A 17,827-nucleotide genomic window follows, 5' to 3' on the forward strand; every position below is an offset into this window, starting at 1 on the left:
GATTGATGTGAGGATCACAAGTTCAGTAAAAGTTTCAGTGCCGACTTTTCATCCTTCACCCGCTCGTCTACCAGTGGACCTGCCATGTTGAGCCGACCCAAATCGACGATAGCCAGGGCAGCGCGCGCCTTCGCGACGCTTTCGCTTGCCGCGACGGTCGCTGTGAGCAGCACCGTCAGCGCTTTTGCGCAAAACGTGCCGGTGGTGCGCGATGCCGAGATCGAGGCGCTGGTGCGCGCCTATGCGCGGCCGATCTTCAGGGCCGCGGGCCTGCCGGAAGACGGCGTCGACATCGTGCTGGTCAACGACCAGAGTTTCAACGCCTTCGTTGCCGGGTCCCGCCTGTTCATCAACACCGGCGCCCTGATGTCGGCGGAGACGCCCAACGAGATCATCGGCGTCATCGCCCATGAAGCCGGCCACATCGCCGGCGGCCACCAGCAAAAATTGCGCAACCAGCTCGAACGCGCCAAGACGATGGCCATCATCGCGACGCTGCTTGGCGCCGGTGCCATCGTTGCCGGCGCCACCAGCAAGAGCCGGGGCCTGGCCGGCGCCGGCATGGGGGTTGCCGCTGGCGGTGGCGAGATGGCGCAGCGCAGTATCCTCGCTTATCAGCGCACCGAAGAGATGACCGCCGACCGCTCGGCGATAACCTATCTCAATGCCACCGGCCAGTCCGGCCTGGGCATGCTGAAGACCTTCGGCCGCTTTCAGAGCGCACTTTCGCTGTCGGGGGCGCAGGTCGACCCCTACCGGATCAGCCATCCGCTGCCGCGCGAACGCATCGCCAACCTCGAAGTCCTGGTCAAAAAAAGCCCCTACGTCGAAAAGGTCGATCCGCCGGCGCTGCAGCAGCGGCACGACATGATGCGCATCAAGATCGCCGCCTATATGGGAGGTCAGGCCGCCGCGTCGCGGCTGATGCGCAAGATGCCGGGCAGCCTGGCCTCGCAATATGGCGACGCGCAGACGAGCTATCTTTTCGGCAATCTGGCCGGGGCGCTTGCCAAGACCAACGCGCTGATCAAGGCACAGCCGAAGAACCCCTATTTCCAGGAATTGCGCGGCGACATCCTGATGAAGGCGAACAAACCGAAGGCTGCCGCGGAAGCCTATGCCAAGGCGGTCAGCCTCGACCCAGCGCGATCCGGGCTGCTGCCGGTTTCCTACGGCCAGGCGCTGATGGCAGTCGGCACGCCCGATTCCCTGGAGAAAGCGGTGGTGCAGATCAACAAGGGTCTCGCGCGCGACCGAGAAAACGCCGTCGGTTACCGCCATCTTGCGCAGGCCTATGGCGAGCTTGGCAACATTCCGGCCGCCGACCTTGCGACCGCCGAAGGCCATTTCTATTCCGGCGCCTACAAGGATGCCAAGATCTTCGCAATGCGCGCGCAGATGAAAATGAAGCGTGGCGAGCCGGGCTGGATTCGCGCGCAGGACATCATAAACTACGCACCATCAGGCAAGAAAAAGTGAACCTTCCGGCCGTGCGCGGCGACAAGTGGTTGGACCAATCGGGTAGTCGAACCAATCGGGTAGTCGGGCCAATCGGGTCGGACAACCCGGCCGGAAACCAGGCAAGAGGATCAGGATGATGAAGAAGGCAATTCTGCTGGGCACCACGGGCGTGGCGGTCGCTCTCGCCATGCTGGGTTTCGGGTTCGTGACCGGAAGTCCGCAGACGGCAAAGGCCGATGCCGCGCAGATCGCCCAGGCAGCCTCCGCCGACACCAAGATCGACCGGGCTGAAGTCGAAGGCATCATCCGCGACTATCTGCTGAAGAACCCGGAAGTGCTGCTGGAAGCTCAGGAGGCGCTCGAGGCCAAGCAGAAGGAGGCGCAGCGCGTCGCCAGTCTCGACGTCATCAAGGATGCCAAGGACCAGATCTTCAACTCGGCCTTCGACGGCGTCGTCGGCAATCCGAACGGCAAGGTCACCATCGTCGAATTCTACGACTACAATTGCGGCTACTGCAAACGCGCCATGGAGGACATGCAGACGCTGACGACAGCCGATCCGGATCTGCGCTTCGTGCTCAAGGAGTTCCCGATCCTCGGCCCGGATTCGCAGAAGGCAAGCGTCGTCTCGATGGCCTTCCACCTGATGATGCCGGAGAAATACGGCGAGTTCCACAACGCGCTGCTCGGCGCCCAGGGACGCGCCACCGAAGCGGCGGCCATCAAGGTAGCGCTTTCGCTCGGCGCCGACGAAGCGACGCTCCGCGAGACGATGAAGGATCCGTCGATCGCCGAGGCCCTCTCCAAGACCTATGATCTTGCCAACAAGCTGGCCATCACCGGAACGCCTTCCTATGTGGTCGGCAACGAGGTGGTGTTCGGTGCGCTCGGCCAGGACGTGCTGGCGGAGAAGATCGAAGCGGCCAAGGCCGCACTCTGATCGGCGGCTGGCTTTCGGCGCAAGCCATTTTCCGCCTGTTGTGGACAGCGAAAGAACCCACTTGCGCTCTTTTCGCAGGCGTCTAAGCCCATTATAGAGGCCCGGTGCGCCGACTGATGCCGGCGCTGATGTGGTGGATTTGAAGTTCCTGCTGCTTTGGTGGCGTCAGTGTTCAGGAACTTTAAATCCACCACATCAGAAATGTATAAATTGCCAGTGTGGCTTTGAAGCCGAAATTCGTTCAAAGCGCTGCTCCAAGGTATTGCGAATTTCGGATTCGAAACCACACCGGGAAAAGGTCGGCATTTTGAAAACGGTTTTCGTCCTGAACGGTCCCAACCTCAACGCGCTCGGCAAACGCGAGCCGGGCATCTATGGCGGCAAGACGCTGGCCGCGATCGCCGACGATTGCAAGCAGGCAGGTGCGGCACTTGGGCTCGAGATCGATTTCCGTCAGTCGAACCATGAGGGCGACCTCGTCGACTGGATACAGGAAGCCGCCGACAAGGCTGTCGGCATCGTCATCAATCCGGGCGCCTACAGCCACACCTCGATCGCCATTCACGACGCCATCCGCTCCGTCGCGCCATTGCCCGTCGCCGAAGTTCATCTTTCCAACATCCATGCGCGGGAATCATTCCGCCACGTCTCCATGGTCTCGCTGGTCGCCGTCGGCGTGATCTGCGGGTTCGGGCCGCTCGGCTACACACTGGCGCTGCAGGCGCTGGCCGCACGCCTATGACCGGCCAACAAACAGAAGGCTCGAAAATGTCGATAAAAAAGAATGGTGTTGACCAGCAGCTTATCCGCGATCTGGCGGGCATACTGAACGACACCAACCTCACCGAGATCGAGGTCGAGCTGGGCGACTTGAAGGTGCGTGTGTCGCGACAGGCGCCGGCCGTCCATGCGGTCGCCGCAGCGCAGCCCGCCTATGCGCCGCCGGCAGCCCAGCCGGCTGGCGCAGCCGCCCCGGCAGCGGCCGACGTGTCCAAGAACGCAGTGGCCTCGCCGATGGTCGGCACCGCCTACCTGGCGCCATCGCCCGACGCCAAGGCGTTCATCGAAGTCGGCCAACAGGTCAAGGAAGGCCAGACGCTGCTGATCATCGAGGCGATGAAGACGATGAACCAGATCCCCTCGCCGCGTGCCGGAACGGTGACGGCGATCCTGTTCGAGGATGCGCAGCCGGTCGAATACGGCATGCCGCTCGTCGTGATCGAGTAGAGCCGGGAACAGCCGAAAAATGTTCCAGAAAATCCTCATCGCCAATCGCGGCGAAATCGCTCTGAGGGTGCTGCGCGCCTGCAAGGAGCTCGGCATCCAGACGGTGGTGGTGCATTCCACCGCCGACGCCGACGCCATGCATGTGCGTCTCGCCGACGAGAGCGTCTGCATCGGCCCACCGCCGTCGCGCGACAGCTATCTCAACATCCACCAGATCGTTGCGGCGTGCGAGATCACCGGCGCCGACGCGGTGCATCCGGGCTACGGATTCCTGTCGGAGAATGCCAAATTCGCCGATATCCTCGCCGCGCACAACATCACGTTCATCGGCCCGTCCGGCGATCACATCCGCATCATGGGCGACAAGATCGAGGCCAAGCGCACCGCAAAGCGCCTCGGCATTCCGGTGGTGCCCGGCTCCGACGGGGCGGTCACCGAGGAAAAGGAAGCCAGACGCATCGCCGCCGAGATCGGCTACCCCGTGATCATCAAGGCGTCGGCCGGCGGCGGCGGACGCGGCATGAAGGTGGCGCGCAGCGAGGCCGATCTTGTGGTCGCACTGCAGACGGCGCGCTCGGAAGCTGGTGCCGCTTTCGGCGACGACGCCGTCTACATCGAGAAGTATCTCGAAAAGCCGCGCCACATCGAGGTCCAGGTGTTCGGCGACGGTGCCGGCCGCGGCGTGCATTTCGGCGAACGCGACTGTTCGCTGCAGCGCCGCCACCAGAAGGTCTGGGAAGAGGCGCCCTCGCCGGCGCTCAATGCCGAGGAGCGCGCACATATCGGCGGCGTCTGTGCCAGGGCGATTGCCGATCTCGGCTACTCCGGCGCCGGCACCATCGAATTCCTCTATGAGAACGGCGACTTCTATTTCATCGAGATGAACACGCGCCTGCAGGTCGAGCATCCGGTGACGGAGGCAATCACCGGCATCGACCTCGTGCACGAGCAGATCCGCGTCGCCTCGGGCGGCGGGCTTTCCATGCGCCAGGAAGAGATCCGCTTTCAGGGCCACGCCATCGAATGCCGCATCAATGCCGAGGATCCGCGCACCTTCACCCCCTCGCCCGGCACGATCACCCACTTCCACACGCCGGGCGGCCTCGGCATCCGTGTCGATTCCGGCGTCTATTCCGGCTACAAGATCCCGCCCTACTACGACAGTTTGATCGGCAAGCTGATCGTGCACGGCCGCAATCGCGTCGAATGCATGATGCGGCTGCGGCGGGCGCTCGACGAATTCGTCGTCGACGGCATCAAGACGACGCTGCCGCTGTTTCGCGATCTCGTCGGCAATGCCGATATCGCCAATGGCGAGTATGACATCCACTGGCTGGAAAAATATCTGGCCGATGAGGATTAGGACGTGAACTTATAGAATATAATGACGCGATGACCCGTCCCTACGCGCCAGGCTATCGCATCCCGACCGACCTGTTGCTCAAGGCCTACGCCTCGGGGGTCTTTCCGATGGCCGAAAGCGCCACCGATCCGGAAGTGTTCTGGGTGCGGCCGGAGACGCGCGGCATCATCCCGCTGGACGGATTTCACTCGCCCAAAAGCCTGAGGAAGGCGATCCGGAAAAACCTGTTCGATATCCGTTTCGATTTTGATTTCGAGGCGACCATCGACGGCTGCGCCGAGAGGCGCGAGGAACGCCGGTCGACCTGGATCAATGTGCCGATCCGCGAGGCCTATGTCGAACTCCATCGGATGGGCCATTGCCATTCGGTCGAAGCCTGGCGCGAGGGTCGGCTGGTTGGCGGCCTCTACGGCGTGTCTCTCGGCCGGGTGTTCTTCGGCGAAAGCATGTTCGCCAGGGAAACGGACGCGTCGAAGGTCTGCCTGGTGCACCTGGTCGAACGCCTGAAGGAACGGCGCTTTGCGTTGCTCGACACGCAGTTCACCACCGAGCACCTCAAACGCTTCGGCGCGGTCGACGTGCCAAGGGGCAAGTATGAAAAGATGCTGGCTGACGCGCTGAAGGGCGAGACGGTCTTTTTCCCATGATCTGAGCCAAAGGTCGGGTTTTTGGTCAGGTTTTTGCGGCAGGCTCAAGCGGCGTCTGCGCGTGGAACATCATCTTCCAGCCATTGACGCGATGGACATAGCCGGTGCTGACCAGTGCCGCATAAGGCTCGCCCTTCTCGCGCGTGGCATGGGCCTCGTAGGTAAGCATGACAATGTCGCTGCCCGGCTCGATGATGCCCTTGAGGTCGATGTCGAGATCGCGCCAGCGATTTGGGTCCGTCGCGGTTTCGGCCAGATCGGCGTTGCTCATCGTTTGCGCCATCTGTGGGAAAGCCACCAGGCATTTGGTGTCGGCATTGGCTTTGAAATAGGCAGCGTCGCCGGTCCAGAACCCTTTTTCGAGATCGAGGAGTTCGTTCTTGTTGGCCATCATGGGAACATCTCCGTAACGCCAGCCATGACCAACGCACGAAGAATAAGGCGGTTCCGGAAGGCTCAGTAAGTGATTGCGAACGGGCGATCCCGCACGCCAGGGATTATAACTGGTCTGGCTAATTGGTTTTGGCCGCGTCGGGTGCCGGCACCTCCGACTTCTGCTTGCAGCCCTTCAGCCAGACGTCGTAGACGGCGTGCTCGACGGCGTTGAGGCCGGGGCTTTCGGCAAACATCCAGCCGGTGAAGATACGGCGGATCTTGCGATCCAGCGTGATCTCGTCGACCTCGACGAAAGAATCGGTCTTCGGCTCTTCGGTTTGCGGCTGCGAATAGCAGATGCGCGGCGTCACCTGCAAAGCGCCGAACTGCACCGTTTCGTCGATATAGACATCGAACGTGATGATGCGGCCGGTGATCTTGTCGATACCGGCGAATTCGGCGACAGGATTGGTGATGCGTTGTGGTGCGGCCGGTGCCGCCGGCGCCACTGTCGCATCCGGTTCCACTGTCGCATCCGGTTCCATTGGCGCATCCGGGTCCACTGGCGCCTCAAATTCCGTCGGCGCCCCCGGGTCCACTGGCGCCTCAAATTCCGTCGGGGCCCCCGGGTCCACTGGCGCCTCAAATTCCGTCGGCGCCCCCGGGTCCACTGGCGCCTCCAGCGTCTGAGCGGCGGCCACGGCGCAAGCGACAAAAGCGGCGGCCGTCGTCAGTCCGCCCATCGAAATTCGGCTGAAAATGGTCATGCAGGGATCCGGTGGTTTGCGCCCGGGGTGATTCTGTCGCGCCCAAGGCTAGTCGCTGCTGTCAGATCGACAAGCAGCTAAACGCCAATTGTGGCGATAAAGGATCGATCCGCCCTTGGCGAGCGGTTAGAGACCGTTTGGAAACTCTACTCTGGCGGCCATCTGACGGCGTTTTCTGCGCTTACCTACAGCGCCGCGCGTCCTTTGGACGCGCAAAGGACGCTGTAGCACTTTTGGTTTTGCGCATGAACCTTTCCGAAAATCTTTCGGATTTTCGGGGCCATGCGCGGGCTCACGGACCCAAATGTCCGCTCCGCGCCGGTTCTCGAAACCACCACCATATGACTCGCCAGAGCGAATTTCGAAACAGTCTCTTACGACCCCGGCGTCCAGGCGTCGTAATCGCCGGTCACCTGCGGGCGGTGCTGATTGCTGAGTATGGAGCCCTTGGGGCGATAGGCCGCGGCACTTCCGGTGAGGTTCGGCTGATGCGGCTTCTGCCAGTCGTGCGGCTTGTAGTTGTCGCTCGGCGGCGGGACATCGACGCGGTGATGCATCCAGCCATGCCAGCCGGGCGGAATCATCGAGGCTTCCGAATAGTCGCGATAGATGACCCAGCGGCGGGTGCGGCCTTCCGAATCGACACCACCCTCGTAGTAGACGTTGCCAGCCTCGTCCTGCCCGACTTTCTTGCCATGCCGCCAGGTATGGAAGCGCGTGCCCAGCGTCTGGCTGTTCCACCAGGTGAAAAACTGCAGAAGGAAAGTCTTCATCCAAAATCCCCGTGGCAAATCCCCGCGGTGGCGACAGCGGCGGCGCCTGTTTCCTGCTTATGGCGTCAGGCCATCGCCAAGGCAAGGGTTTTGCCGCACGAGCCACGCAAATGGCCGTCGGAAAACCGACGCACAGTGGCAAGCCTTTCGCGTCCTTTCGAGGCATGCCTTGCCAAGGCTGCCGGGTCTTTCTAAAGCTCAGCGCGCCGCATGCAGGAACCAGCCTGATTGACGGTTGAGGGAGTGAATGATGGCCCCAGACGCATCCGGCGCCGATCCGCGGATCAGTGCCAGCTCCATTCGCCTACGCAAGGGCGGCGAGCCGATCGTCTGCCTCACCGCCTATACCTACCCCATCGCTCGCCTGCTCGACGATCATGTCGACCTGCTTCTGGTCGGCGACAGCGTGGCCATGGTTCTCCATGGCCACAAGACCACGCTGGGCGCCTCGCTGGAGATGATGATCGCCCACGGTCAAGCGGTGATGCGAGGGTCAGCCAAGGCCTGCGTGGTGGTCGACATGCCGGCCGGAAGCTATGAGGCGACGGCGCGCCAAGCCGTCGCCTCGGCGCGGCGGATTGTCGGCGAAACCGGTTGCCAGGCCGTCAAGCTGGAGGGTGGCGTGACAGTTGCCCGACAGATTGCGGCGATTGTCGCTGCCGGCATTCCCGTCATGGGACATATCGGCTTGCAGCCGCAATCGGTGGAAAGCGACGGCGGCTACAGGATCAAGGGCCGGACCGACGAGAATGTGGCTGCGCTTTATCGCGACGCCGAAGCGGTCGAAAAAGCCGGCGCGTTCTCGGTGGTCATCGAAGGCACCGTCGAGACCGTCGCCGCCGACCTCACCCGGCACATTTCCATTCCAACCATCGGCATCGGCGCTAGCGGCGACTGCGACGGCCAGATCCTGGTCATCGACGACATGGTCGGCCTGACCGTCGACCGGGTGCCGAAATTCGTCAAGCAATATGCCGACCTGCGCAGCGTCATATCGCAGGCGGCAGCCAGCTATGCGGCGGAGGTGCGCAGCCGGACATTCCCCGGCCCGAACCACGTTTTTTCGGCCGCAGCCGACAAGAGCGAAGCATGAGCCGGGGCGAAGCATGAGCCGACCTCTCGTCGTCGACAGCGTCGCCGCCCTTCGCGCGCAAATCCGCGACTGGCGTCGCGATGGCGTTAGCCTTGCCATGGTGCCGACCATGGGTGCGCTGCATGACGGCCATATCTCGCTGATCAGGATCGCGCTGGAGAAGGCCGATCGCTGCGTTGTCTCGATCTTCGTCAACCCAACCCAGTTCGCGCCGAGCGAAGACCTCGACAAATATCCGCGCCAGCTCGGCCGCGACCTCGATCGGCTGGCCGAGGCCGGCGCACAACTTGCCTTCACCCCTGGTGTGGCGCAGATGTACCCGGCCGGCTTCGCCACCAGGATCTCGGTCGGCGGGCCAGCCGCCGGGCTGGACTCGGATTTCCGGCCGACCTTCTTCGACGGCGTCGCAACCGTCGTGGCAAAGCTCTTCCTGCAGGCGTCGCCCGACTGCGCGGTCTTTGGCGAAAAGGATTATCAGCAGCTTTGCGTCGTCAGGCAGCTCTGCAGCGATCTTGATCTGCCGGTGGACATCATCGGCGCGCCAACAATACGCGACGCGCATGGGCTCGCCATGTCGTCACGCAACGCCTATCTCGGCGAAACCGAGCTCGCGGTGGCGCGCCAGCTCAATGCCATCTTGCGCCGAACGGCGGCGGCACTCGCGGCAGGCGCGGATGAAGGCAGCGCAACCGCCGGGGCCAGCCGCGCGCTGGTCGAGGCCGGCTTCGACAAAGTCGATTATGTCGCGGCGCGCGAGAGCCTGACGCTCGCCCCGTGGCGGCCAGACCGCGACGGGCGACTGCTCGCAGCTGCCTGGCTGGGCAAGACCCGGCTGATCGACAATGTGGAAGTTCCCTCCGCCTGAAGCGCCTGCGGTTTGGATGGATTCATGCGACGCGCTTCAAGTTGTTGCTTTGATGCATGTCGTTATTGCAAAACCCTTCGCACCCTCGGTTCAAGCCCGAGGGCGTGCTTTTGCGCGACATGCCTTAGGGCCAATCAGGCATCAGGGCCAATCAGGCGACCTTGAGATCCTTCATCGCCTTCTCGTAGACATCCTTGATCGGCTTGGATACGTCTTCAGCGGCTTTCGTCGCCGCCGCCTGAAGCTCCTTGCTCTGCTCGACCGTCTTTTCCACCTGCTTGCGCAAGAAGTCTGTCTGCAGTTCGACGAACTCGGAGGGCGATTTCACGGTAACCAGGGCTTCGAGGTGAGAAAAGCTGGCCTCAACATTTGCGCGCAAAGCGGCGATCGTCTTCAGCGACAGCTCATTGCTAGCGGTCTTGGCTGTTTCGAAGGATGACTCAAGAGCCTTCTGGGTCGCCTCGGCGCCGGTCGCCAATTTCGATAATGCTTCTTTCGATTGCTCGACGCCCTTTTCGGCGACAGCGCGGAACTGATCGGTTACCTCGGTCTGGACTTCTGCATTCTCAACGTTTTCAGCAGTTTTATCAGCGGTCTTGGTCATAGTTTCCATCCTTTGCGGTGGGCGACCTTTGTAGAAAGGCCGTCTCGTTCATCTAGAACCTGACGTTACGGCATCTGCAGTGCATTGCAATATTTTTGTGCGTCGCACCATGCTTTTTTGCCTCAGCGTTAGCCACTGGTGAATTTCTACCTTCGGGCGTGTTTTTTGCGGACCGCGATTCCGCAATTCAGCCCGCAACCGACCGGCGCAGCCCCGTAAAAACGCAACTGACTGCGACCTGTCAGGCCAGGCAAATCTATTCGATCGCCTTTTCCAAAATCAGCGCCGGCAGCCCTGAGCCACCGCCACAGTCGGCAGTGTTCCCGGCCGGCAAAAACCCTTTCGAGCGATAGAAGGCGACGGCGGGAGCATTTGCCTCTTCCACTTCGACACGCAGCGTCCGCGCCTCGGGAAAGCTGGCCTCGACCTCTTCCAGCAGCGCCTGGCCGATCCCTTGCCTCTGGCAGGCCGGATGCACGTAGAGCTGGTTCAGCATGACGATCCTCGCATCCGTGGTGGTTGCGGCGAACGCCATCCCGCCAATGCGGTTGCCATCGTCTGCGACCAGGAATTCGGAGTTCGGCCGTGTCAGCCGCGCCTTGAGCGAGGCGATCGAATGCCATTCATCTGTTATCTCAGCAACTTTGGCAGCACCATAGATGGCGTCGTAGGTGGCATGCCACGTTTCGACCAGCAGCGCCCGGACCGCGGCAAGATCGCGCTCGCCAGCGGTGCGAACAAACATCATCCTATTCGATCCCGAGCTTGGCCTTGACGAGGTCGTTGACGGCCTGCGGGTTGGCCTTGCCGCCAGTCGCCTTCATCACCTGGCCGACGAACCAGCCGGCCATGCTCGGCTTGGCGCGCGCCTGCTCGACCTTGTCGGGATTGGCTGATATCACCTCGTCGACCGCCTTTTCGATGGCGCCGGTGTCGGTGACCTGTTTCATGCCGCGGCTTTCGACCAGCTGGCGCGGATCGCCGCCTTCGTTCCAGACGATCTCGAACAGATCCTTGGCGATCTTGCCGGAGATCGTGCCCTCTTTGATCAGGTCAATGACCGTGCCGAGCTGATCGGGCGAAACCGGCGCATTTTCAATACCCTTGCCGGCTCTGTTCAACGCACCCAGCAGATCGTTGATGACCCAGTTGGCGGCAAGCTTGCCGTCGCGACCAGCGGCCACCTTTTCGAAATAGTCGGCGACCGCCTTTTCCGACACCAGGATCGAGGCGTCGTAGGTCGACAGGCCGAGCGAGGAGATCAGCCGCGCCTTCTTGGCGTCGGGCAGTTCAGGCAGATCCTTTGCCAGCGCATCGACATAGGCCTGGTCGAATTCCAGCGGCAACAGGTCGGGATCCGGGAAATAGCGGTAGTCGTGCGCTTCTTCCTTGGAACGCATCGAGCGCGTCTCGCCCTTGTTGGGATCGAACAGCCGCGTTTCCTGGTCGATCTTGCCACCGTCCTCGAGGATGGCGATCTGGCGGCGCGCCTCGTAGTCGATGGCCTGGCCGATGAAGCGGATCGAGTTGACGTTCTTGATCTCGCAGCGCGTGCCGAATTCGCCGCCGGGCCGGCGCACCGAGACGTTGACATCGGCGCGCAGCGAGCCTTCGTCCATGTTGCCGTCGCAAGTGCCGAGGTATCGCACGATGGTGCGCAGCTTGGTGACATAGGCCTTGGCCTCGTCGGCGGATCGCATGTCGGGCTTGGAGACGATCTCCATCAGCGCCACGCCGGAGCGGTTGAGGTCGACATAGGACATCGTCGCATGCTGGTCGTGCATCGACTTGCCGGCATCCTGCTCCAGATGCAGGCGCTCGATGCCGACCTCGATGTCCTCGAACTCGCCCTGCCGGTCGGGACCGACGGAGACGATCACCTTGCCCTCGCCGACGATCGGCTGCTTGAACTGTGAAATCTGATAGCCCTGCGGCAGATCGGGATAAAAATAGTTTTTCCGGTCGAAGACCGATTTGTGGTTGATCTCGGCCTTCAGCCCGAGGCCGGTGCGGATCGCCTGCTTGACGCATTCCTCGTTGATGACCGGCAGCATGCCCGGCATCGCCGCATCGACGAGGCTGACATTGGCGTTTGGCGGCGCACCGAACGCCGTCGAGGCGCCGGAGAACAGTTTTGCTTGCGAGGTCACCTGCGCATGGACCTCGAGGCCGATGATGATCTCCCAGTCGCCGGTGGCGCCTGATATCAGGCGCTTGGCGTCGGGTGTGCGGGTGTCGATGAGGGCCATGGCGATCCAGATAATTGTTGTTCAAATTGTCTGGCGTTGTCGGCCGACAAAATCAACCGTTCGCTAGATCAATCGGCCGGAACTGGCAAGGGAGTCCCCCTGTTGACAGAGACTCCCCTTGTTGATCGAGAACCTCTGTTGACCGAGATCAATGTCGTCGGTTGCCACTATGGCATGATCGCCAAGAGGCAGGAGTGACCGACATGAGTTTTTTCGACTATTTGAATTCAGTCGACGTCCGGACCGAATTGACGGGCCGCATGATGCAAAAGCTGGGCGTCGACCGGCAATTGAAAACCGTACCCGACCAAGCAGCCGTCACAAGTCGCGCCGTCGACCGCTGCCGTTCGTACGGCCGTCAGGACGAATGCGCGGTTTGGCTCGACGAAAACGAGCAACCGGACGATCCGCCGGATTATTGCCGCAACAGTGACCTGATCGCACGGCTGCAACGTGCGGGCGGCCTACGCTGGAGGGCGGGCTGAAGAGAAAAGCCGTCACGCCGTCGCGATATAGGCCCTGATCTCCGCGGCCTCGCGCTCGACATCCTCGATGCGCCGCTTGACCACGTCGCCGATCGACACGATGCCGTCGAGCAGGCCGTCCTTTTCCACCGGCAGATGGCGGAAACGGCCACTGGTCATGATCTCCATGACCTCGTTGACGGTGTGGTTCTCATTGCAGATCTTCACCTTGGGGGTCATCGCCGAACGCACCGCGATATCCAATGCGGCGGCCCCTTCCCTGGCGAGGACCCGCACCACGTCGCGCTCGGAAAGGATGCCGACGATCTTGTGATCACCATTGGTGATGACCAGCGCACCGATCCTGTGCTCGGCCAGGATGCGAATGGCCTCGCTCAGTTTTTCGTTCGGCCCGAGCGTCAACACGTCGTGGCCCTTCTGCTCGAGAATTGCCTTAACAGTCATGGCGTCCTCCTCAGTTTACCTTGCCGGTTCCTGCCCTGACCGGCTTTCCCTAGTGCCAGACATCGTGCGCCGCGATCGATTGGTTTTCAAGTGCGGCGAGGCTCAGGCCCTGAACTCGTCCGCCTGCTGCCGCCGATCGAAAGCCCGCAGGCCGAAGAAGCCGGCGACGAAACCGCCAATATGAGCCTCCCAGGCGATCTGGCTGTCGATGCCGGGCGCGAAGGCAACGAGGCCGGTGGCGAGATTGATCACCATCCAGATGGCAAGAAAAGTCACAACGCCGCGCGAGCGGAACACCGCCGCCATCGGCAGCGGCGCGCCGGCGAAGGCGGCTTTGCCGGACGAGCGGTCGGTGCGGAAGCCGAAGCGCGCGGCGGCCCCCATCATGCCGGAAATCGCCCCCGATGCGCCGACCAGCGGCGCCTCGCCGAGCGGATGCACGGCCCAGAACAGCACCACCGCCGCCAGCCCGGTCGCGGCGAAGAACAGGCTGAAACGAAGCGCGCCGAAGCGGTTCGCCAGTGGTGAGCCAAAAGCCGCCAGCCACACCATGTTGACGGCCAGATGAGCAAAGCCGCCATGCAGGAAGGCATAGGTGAAGGGCCGGGAAAACAGGAACCAGTCGAAGCCATATTGGCCAGTATAAAGAACTGGAATGAAGGCCGCATCGTACAACAATGTCAGCAACTGGCTTTGGCTAAGCACGTATTCCTGGATGAGATAGAGGACGACGCAGATGCCGATCACCGCCAGCACAACGGGCGGCATGTTGAACACCGGCTCGCGGCGCGGCTCCGGCTCATGGCCGACAGGTCCGCCCTCGCCCTGTTCGATTTCCGAGGGGCTTGCTGGTTCGCTCATATGGCTCGCACTCAGTCGCTGGTTTCGACTTCGCGAGCATGTAGATCACGGTCACCCGATTCACAAAGGGCGAATCGCCCCACGCAAATCAAAACGGCGCGAATCAAAATTGGCGCGAATCAAAAAGAAGCCGTCCAAGGTTGCCCTTGAACGGCTGGTCGAGCCCCCATGCTCCCCCAAACTCTTGACTGAAATGCTGCCGATCGCTGCGAAACGACCGCTTCTGGAGTGGTTTTAATGTGCCACGGGCCTGGGCGGAGCGCAACGTAAACCACTTGTTAACCTTAACGGCCCCGACCCGTGAACAAGTGTTAACGATGCTGGCACGCATCCTGCTCCGCAACGCATGTAGGTCCCCGGAGGGCGCCCTTCTGTTCACCGATGGGACATCAGACGACAGATTGCGCGGAGCAGCATAACATGAACCAGAACGGATCGATCACGCTGTTCCATTATTGGAACCGGCTGCGTGACGGGCGCCCTGCCCCGAAGCGTTCGGAAGTCGAGCCGGCCGATATCAAGTCGCTGCTGGCCGACACATTCATCCTGGAAAAGGATACGCGCGGCGAAGCGGTATTCCGGCTCGCCGGCACCAGGCTTTGCGCGGTCTATGGCCGTGAACTCAAGGGGTTTTCCTTTCCCTCGCTGTGGCGCGAGAAGGACCAGCGGCTTATCTCGAAACTGATCCAGGGCGTCTTCGATCAAAAATCCGTCGTGCTCATCACCTATGAAGGTTTCAGCCGCACCGACCGTTCCAGCAAGTTCGAGCTGCTCGCCCTGCCGCTCGACGGCGGCGTCGACAATCCGCGCTGCCTCGGCGTGATAAGCGCCGCTGAAAAACCCTTCTGGCTGGGCGCGGATCCGATCGCCGACGCCCTGATCGATTCGATCCGTCTCGTCGATCCGGAGAAGGAACCGAAATTCCTAAAGAACCGGCCGGCCATCGACGTTCCCTCGCTTGTCCCGTCGGAACTCGATCCGTCCCAAGCGATTTCGGCGCTCGGCCAGGCGCGCCGCATCCGTCATCTGGTCGTATTCGACGGCGGGCGCGGGGAATAATCCAAAATCCTAAAGTAGCGGTATCAGGCTTTCCCCTTTGTTAACCCACTTCGCTGTAGCTTGCCGACGAAATTCCTCGCATCAACGCGCGGAATGCCAACCGGGTGTAGGCAGTCATGAGGTCAGCGGCGGTCGACACCGCGCCGTCCCAAGCTGAAAGGCGCAACTTTCAGCGCGTCCGCGTGAAGATCTATGGACGCTTCATGCTGGAGGATCGCACCGAACATCCTTGCCAGGTGGCCGACATGTCGCCGGGCAATGTAGCGCTTCGCACCGAGCGCATCGGCATGCCGGGCGAGAAAGTCATCGCCTATATCGATCACATCGGCCGCATCGAAGGCGTCGTCACCCGCATCTTGCAGGACGGTTTCGCGATGACGGTCATCGCGTCGGAACGCAAGAAAGACAAGCTTGCAGCGCAATTGACCTGGCTTGCCAACAAGCACGAACTCGATCTGCCGGAAGACCGCCGCCACGAACGCGTGGCGCCGCGCAATCCGAACAGCGTGCTTCAACTCGGCGACGGGCGCCAATACCAGTGCCGCATCATCGACCTGTCGCTTTCGGGCGCCGCGGTCGAGATCGACGTCAAGCCGGCAATCGGCATTCAGGTCATGCTGGGCACCATGCGCGGCCAGGTGGTGCGCCATTTCGAGGACGGCGTCGCCATCGAGTTCGCGGTCATCCAGCGACCCGAAACACTTGATTCCGAATTCAACGCATCCGGCACCTGACAACTGCGAACCTTGCCGCAATCGAACCGGCCCATTTCGGCCGGTTTTTTGTTGCCTCGCGCCGGCCGACGCGGCCGGCCGGCCGATTCCGCGCCAGGGCGCGGCGCCGATGTGATCCCCGCGAAAAACGCATCAACAATTTTATACTGAAATGATTCAAATTTTATGTTTATTATAGCGACGTTTTACTTAATGTCTACTTCGAACCTTTGCGTCGAATAAATCCAATCGTGTCATTGTCTCCTCAAACGGGGAGACTGGACGATGAAGAAGACGAGGGGCAAGCTGTTGCTCTTGGCAATGGCGACGCAGCTTACCGCCTGGGGAACAGCGTATGCAGCGGGACCTGCCTTCATGCACACCGGCAGCCGCACCACACAGCCGGTCGGCCATTACGAGTTCTGCCAGAAAATTCCGCAGGAATGCAATCAGCGGACGCCGAAGCAGGCGCCGATCGAACTGACCCGCAAGCTGTGGGCGAAGATCGTGAGCATCAACAATTCGGTCAACAGCAGGATCGCGCCGCGCACCGATATGGAACTGTGGGGCAAGGAAGAGGTCTGGTCCTATTCCAGCAGCGAATTCGGCGACTGCGAGGACTACGCGCTGGAAAAGCGCCGCGCTTTGATGAACATCGGGGTTCCGGCCGGCGACCTGCTGATGACTGTTGCGCGCCAGCCGAACGGGGACGGCCACGCGGTGCTGACCGTGCGCACCAGCCTCGGAGAGTTCATCCTCGACAATCTCGAAACCAGGGTGCTTCCCTGGACCAACACCGACTACACCTACCTGAAGCGCCAATCGAGCCAGAATTCGGGCGCTTGGGTAACGATCAGCGACGGCCGCTCCGGCGCGGTTGCCAGCGTCCGCTAAGGACGCGACGCAAAAACCCGGTCGAGCCCCACCCTCCCCGTCCCCAACGACCGGGTTTTAGGAGCCGGCCCCGTCCCCGGGCCGGCTCCACTTTTTTGAAGCGGCACGCTGTCCCGGAAGCGCCGCGCGTTTTTGCGCGACATGCATTTGCGACGGCCGCGCCAGATAGCGTCCGCACTCTAAAGCGCGTCGCGTTTGAGCGGCCTCATGCGACGCGCTTTAGGTCGTTGTTTCGCATTAGGGGCGAGCCTCCAGCACCATGTTGAACGGCGTCTCGGCGGCGCGACGGAAGCGCTTGAAGCCACCGCCGGTCACCACCTTGCGCAACCTCGCCTCGCCGGCCTGGGCGCCAAGCCCAAGCCAGACTTCCTGCGACAGCGAGGCGGGCGTGCACACGAATGTGGGCATTCTTCCGGGCCTCTATTTGCCGGCCTCGTTTTCCGGATCGACGCGGAAATCGGGGGACAATACCGGCAATCGCCGACGAGGCGGCCGGCCTCGCAGACCATCTCATCAAAAGGCGAGTCGGCTAGTTGTAGAGACGCTTGCAGTTCTCTAACGCTGCACCTCAGAATGTCAGCGACGTGGTCAGATCGTGGCCTCCCCTCCCGCCGGTAGCCGGGACGACGCACGTACCGCGTACAGCGTCCTTGATACACCGGCTTGATCCCCTAGTTACCCTCCGTGGGCGGTTAGTCGCGAGGTTTGCCTGGGGGCGGCGGCGGTTGCGCCTTTCTGACTGCATGGCGCGGAAAGACGGTTCGACCGACGCACTTTATGGAGGTGGTCGTGCGTCAATCCTCTGAATCCAGCTGGGCATATTTCGTATTCGTTTGCTCGATCGCGGTAGCTTGCGCAGGAGCTACCGCCGGCGGCGAGCGCGGCGGAGGCAAAAGCGGTGGCAACCATGGTGGCGGAGGCAATAGCGCTGCCAGCCAGGGTGGCGGAGGCAATAGCGCTGCCAGCCATCACGGTGAAGGCCGCAAAGACGGCGCGCACAAAGGACC

Annotated in this window: 20 protein-coding genes and 1 pseudogene; 12 read left to right on the forward strand and 9 right to left on the reverse strand. The window is 61.9% G+C overall.

Going from position 1 to position 17,827, the window contains the following annotated elements:
* Positions 1-84: 84 nt before the first annotated feature.
* From AC0L28_RS17990 to aat, 6 genes are all read left to right on the forward strand, one after another.
* A complete protein-coding gene (locus tag AC0L28_RS17990) occupies positions 85-1,479 on the forward strand; it encodes a M48 family metalloprotease (RefSeq protein ID WP_023798155.1) in 1,395 nt (464 codons plus the stop codon).
* Positions 1,480-1,597: 118 nt separating this feature from the next.
* Positions 1,598-2,401, forward strand: coding sequence for a DsbA family protein (locus AC0L28_RS17995; RefSeq protein ID WP_473479083.1), 804 nt, complete (start codon positions 1,598-1,600; stop codon positions 2,399-2,401).
* 307 nt (positions 2,402-2,708) lie between these two features.
* The gene (gene aroQ, locus AC0L28_RS18000; RefSeq protein ID WP_128173250.1) at positions 2,709-3,143 is read left to right on the forward strand and encodes a type II 3-dehydroquinate dehydratase; all 435 of its coding nucleotides are present in this window, start codon (positions 2,709-2,711) and stop codon (positions 3,141-3,143) included.
* A gap of 26 nt (positions 3,144-3,169) precedes the next feature.
* A complete protein-coding gene (accB, locus tag AC0L28_RS18005) occupies positions 3,170-3,628 on the forward strand; it encodes an acetyl-CoA carboxylase biotin carboxyl carrier protein (protein WP_023798158.1) in 459 nt (152 codons plus the stop codon).
* Positions 3,629-3,647: 19 nt separating this feature from the next.
* Complete coding sequence (accC, locus tag AC0L28_RS18010) at positions 3,648-4,991, forward strand: acetyl-CoA carboxylase biotin carboxylase subunit (RefSeq protein WP_128173249.1); 1,344 nt, start codon at positions 3,648-3,650, stop codon at positions 4,989-4,991.
* A gap of 29 nt (positions 4,992-5,020) precedes the next feature.
* Entirely contained in the window at positions 5,021-5,638 is a 618-nt protein-coding gene (gene aat / locus AC0L28_RS18015) for a leucyl/phenylalanyl-tRNA--protein transferase (protein ID WP_473479087.1), read from the forward strand.
* A 25-nt stretch (positions 5,639-5,663) separates the two neighbouring features.
* On the opposite strand, the gene AC0L28_RS18020 is transcribed toward aat, so the two are convergent.
* The 3 genes from AC0L28_RS18020 to AC0L28_RS18030 form a co-directional block, all read right to left on the reverse strand.
* Entirely contained in the window at positions 5,664-6,032 is a 369-nt protein-coding gene (locus AC0L28_RS18020) for a hypothetical protein (RefSeq protein WP_473479090.1), read from the reverse strand.
* Positions 6,033-6,150: 118 nt separating this feature from the next.
* A complete protein-coding gene (locus AC0L28_RS18025) occupies positions 6,151-6,780 on the reverse strand; it encodes a DUF2155 domain-containing protein (protein WP_473479093.1) in 630 nt (209 codons plus the stop codon).
* A gap of 374 nt (positions 6,781-7,154) precedes the next feature.
* Entirely contained in the window at positions 7,155-7,553 is a 399-nt protein-coding gene (locus tag AC0L28_RS18030) for an NADH:ubiquinone oxidoreductase subunit NDUFA12 (RefSeq protein WP_473479095.1), read from the reverse strand.
* 250 nt (positions 7,554-7,803) lie between these two features.
* Here AC0L28_RS18030 and panB point away from each other — a divergent pair, with 250 nt between their 5' ends.
* Complete coding sequence (gene panB / locus AC0L28_RS18035) at positions 7,804-8,646, forward strand: 3-methyl-2-oxobutanoate hydroxymethyltransferase (protein WP_473479097.1); 843 nt, start codon at positions 7,804-7,806, stop codon at positions 8,644-8,646.
* A gap of 13 nt (positions 8,647-8,659) precedes the next feature.
* Positions 8,660-9,511 (forward strand): pantoate--beta-alanine ligase, encoded by an 852-nt coding sequence (panC, locus tag AC0L28_RS18040; protein WP_473479099.1) that lies wholly within the window; start codon positions 8,660-8,662, stop codon positions 9,509-9,511.
* A 151-nt stretch (positions 9,512-9,662) separates the two neighbouring features.
* On the opposite strand, the gene AC0L28_RS18045 is transcribed toward panC, so the two are convergent.
* The 3 genes from AC0L28_RS18045 to gatB form a co-directional block, all read right to left on the reverse strand.
* Positions 9,663-10,115, reverse strand: a complete 453-nt coding sequence (locus tag AC0L28_RS18045) for a phasin (RefSeq protein WP_027154463.1) — start codon at positions 10,113-10,115, stop codon at positions 9,663-9,665.
* 256 nt (positions 10,116-10,371) lie between these two features.
* Positions 10,372-10,860: a GNAT family N-acetyltransferase gene (locus tag AC0L28_RS18050; RefSeq protein WP_473479158.1), complete on the reverse strand. Its 489-nt coding sequence runs from the start codon at positions 10,858-10,860 to the stop codon at positions 10,372-10,374.
* A 4-nt stretch (positions 10,861-10,864) separates the two neighbouring features.
* Complete coding sequence (gene gatB / locus AC0L28_RS18055) at positions 10,865-12,364, reverse strand: Asp-tRNA(Asn)/Glu-tRNA(Gln) amidotransferase subunit GatB (RefSeq protein WP_473479101.1); 1,500 nt, start codon at positions 12,362-12,364, stop codon at positions 10,865-10,867.
* Positions 12,365-12,567: 203 nt separating this feature from the next.
* Here gatB and AC0L28_RS18060 point away from each other — a divergent pair, with 203 nt between their 5' ends.
* Positions 12,568-12,849, forward strand: a complete 282-nt coding sequence (locus AC0L28_RS18060; protein WP_473479103.1) for a DUF6455 family protein — start codon at positions 12,568-12,570, stop codon at positions 12,847-12,849.
* Between the two features lie 12 nt (positions 12,850-12,861).
* Here AC0L28_RS18060 and AC0L28_RS18065 read toward each other — a convergent pair whose 3' ends face one another.
* Positions 12,862-13,293 carry a CBS domain-containing protein gene (locus AC0L28_RS18065; protein ID WP_023798170.1) on the reverse strand — a complete coding sequence of 144 codons (432 nt, stop codon included), beginning with the start codon at positions 13,291-13,293 and terminating at the stop codon, positions 12,862-12,864.
* A 102-nt stretch (positions 13,294-13,395) separates the two neighbouring features.
* Positions 13,396-14,154 (reverse strand): rhomboid family intramembrane serine protease, encoded by a 759-nt coding sequence (locus AC0L28_RS18070; RefSeq protein ID WP_128168515.1) that lies wholly within the window; start codon positions 14,152-14,154, stop codon positions 13,396-13,398.
* A 420-nt stretch (positions 14,155-14,574) separates the two neighbouring features.
* Here AC0L28_RS18070 and AC0L28_RS18075 point away from each other — a divergent pair, with 420 nt between their 5' ends.
* The 3 genes from AC0L28_RS18075 to AC0L28_RS18085 all read left to right on the forward strand — a co-directional run bounded on the left by AC0L28_RS18075 (position 14,575) and on the right by AC0L28_RS18085 (position 16,820).
* Positions 14,575-15,213, forward strand: coding sequence for a PAS domain-containing protein (locus AC0L28_RS18075; RefSeq protein WP_128173243.1), 639 nt, complete (start codon positions 14,575-14,577; stop codon positions 15,211-15,213).
* Between the two features lie 116 nt (positions 15,214-15,329).
* On the forward strand, positions 15,330-15,947 hold the full coding sequence (locus AC0L28_RS18080) for a PilZ domain-containing protein (protein WP_023798173.1): 618 nt from the start codon (positions 15,330-15,332) through the stop codon (positions 15,945-15,947).
* A gap of 264 nt (positions 15,948-16,211) precedes the next feature.
* Entirely contained in the window at positions 16,212-16,820 is a 609-nt protein-coding gene (locus AC0L28_RS18085; RefSeq protein ID WP_473479106.1) for a transglutaminase-like cysteine peptidase, read from the forward strand.
* A 237-nt stretch (positions 16,821-17,057) separates the two neighbouring features.
* On the opposite strand, the pseudogene AC0L28_RS18090 reads toward AC0L28_RS18085, so the two are convergent.
* Positions 17,058-17,222 (reverse strand): annotated as a pseudogene (locus AC0L28_RS18090) (SAM-dependent methyltransferase); the annotation flags it as partial.
* Between the last annotated feature and the right edge of the window lie 605 nt (positions 17,223-17,827).

It is taken from the genome of Mesorhizobium sp. WSM4847 (assembly GCF_055811335.1).

Excerpts from the sequence above, each read along its gene's own strand:
- AC0L28_RS17990 (WP_023798155.1), top strand. The coding sequence starts at position 85 with ATGTTGAGCCGACCCAAATCGACGATAGCCAGGGCAGCGCGCGCCTTC.
- AC0L28_RS17995 (WP_473479083.1), top strand. The coding sequence starts at position 1,598 with ATGAAGAAGGCAATTCTGCTGGGCACCACGGGCGTGGCGGTCGCTCTC.
- accB (WP_023798158.1), top strand. The coding sequence starts at position 3,170 with ATGTCGATAAAAAAGAATGGTGTTGACCAGCAGCTTATCCGCGATCTG.
- accC (WP_128173249.1), top strand. The coding sequence starts at position 3,648 with ATGTTCCAGAAAATCCTCATCGCCAATCGCGGCGAAATCGCTCTGAGG.
- aat (WP_473479087.1), top strand. The coding sequence starts at position 5,021 with ATGACCCGTCCCTACGCGCCAGGCTATCGCATCCCGACCGACCTGTTG.
- AC0L28_RS18020 (WP_473479090.1), bottom strand. The coding sequence starts at position 6,032 with ATGATGGCCAACAAGAACGAACTCCTCGATCTCGAAAAAGGGTTCTGG.
- AC0L28_RS18025 (WP_473479093.1), bottom strand. The coding sequence starts at position 6,780 with ATGACCATTTTCAGCCGAATTTCGATGGGCGGACTGACGACGGCCGCC.
- AC0L28_RS18030 (WP_473479095.1), bottom strand. The coding sequence starts at position 7,553 with ATGAAGACTTTCCTTCTGCAGTTTTTCACCTGGTGGAACAGCCAGACG.
- panB (WP_473479097.1), top strand. The coding sequence starts at position 7,804 with ATGGCCCCAGACGCATCCGGCGCCGATCCGCGGATCAGTGCCAGCTCC.
- panC (WP_473479099.1), top strand. The coding sequence starts at position 8,660 with ATGAGCCGACCTCTCGTCGTCGACAGCGTCGCCGCCCTTCGCGCGCAA.
- AC0L28_RS18045 (WP_027154463.1), bottom strand. The coding sequence starts at position 10,115 with ATGACCAAGACCGCTGATAAAACTGCTGAAAACGTTGAGAATGCAGAA.
- AC0L28_RS18050 (WP_473479158.1), bottom strand. The coding sequence starts at position 10,860 with ATGTTTGTTCGCACCGCTGGCGAGCGCGATCTTGCCGCGGTCCGGGCG.
- gatB (WP_473479101.1), bottom strand. The coding sequence starts at position 12,364 with ATGGCCCTCATCGACACCCGCACACCCGACGCCAAGCGCCTGATATCA.
- AC0L28_RS18060 (WP_473479103.1), top strand. The coding sequence starts at position 12,568 with ATGAGTTTTTTCGACTATTTGAATTCAGTCGACGTCCGGACCGAATTG.
- AC0L28_RS18065 (WP_023798170.1), bottom strand. The coding sequence starts at position 13,293 with ATGACTGTTAAGGCAATTCTCGAGCAGAAGGGCCACGACGTGTTGACG.
- AC0L28_RS18070 (WP_128168515.1), bottom strand. The coding sequence starts at position 14,154 with ATGAGCGAACCAGCAAGCCCCTCGGAAATCGAACAGGGCGAGGGCGGA.
- AC0L28_RS18075 (WP_128173243.1), top strand. The coding sequence starts at position 14,575 with ATGAACCAGAACGGATCGATCACGCTGTTCCATTATTGGAACCGGCTG.
- AC0L28_RS18080 (WP_023798173.1), top strand. The coding sequence starts at position 15,330 with ATGAGGTCAGCGGCGGTCGACACCGCGCCGTCCCAAGCTGAAAGGCGC.
- AC0L28_RS18085 (WP_473479106.1), top strand. The coding sequence starts at position 16,212 with ATGAAGAAGACGAGGGGCAAGCTGTTGCTCTTGGCAATGGCGACGCAG.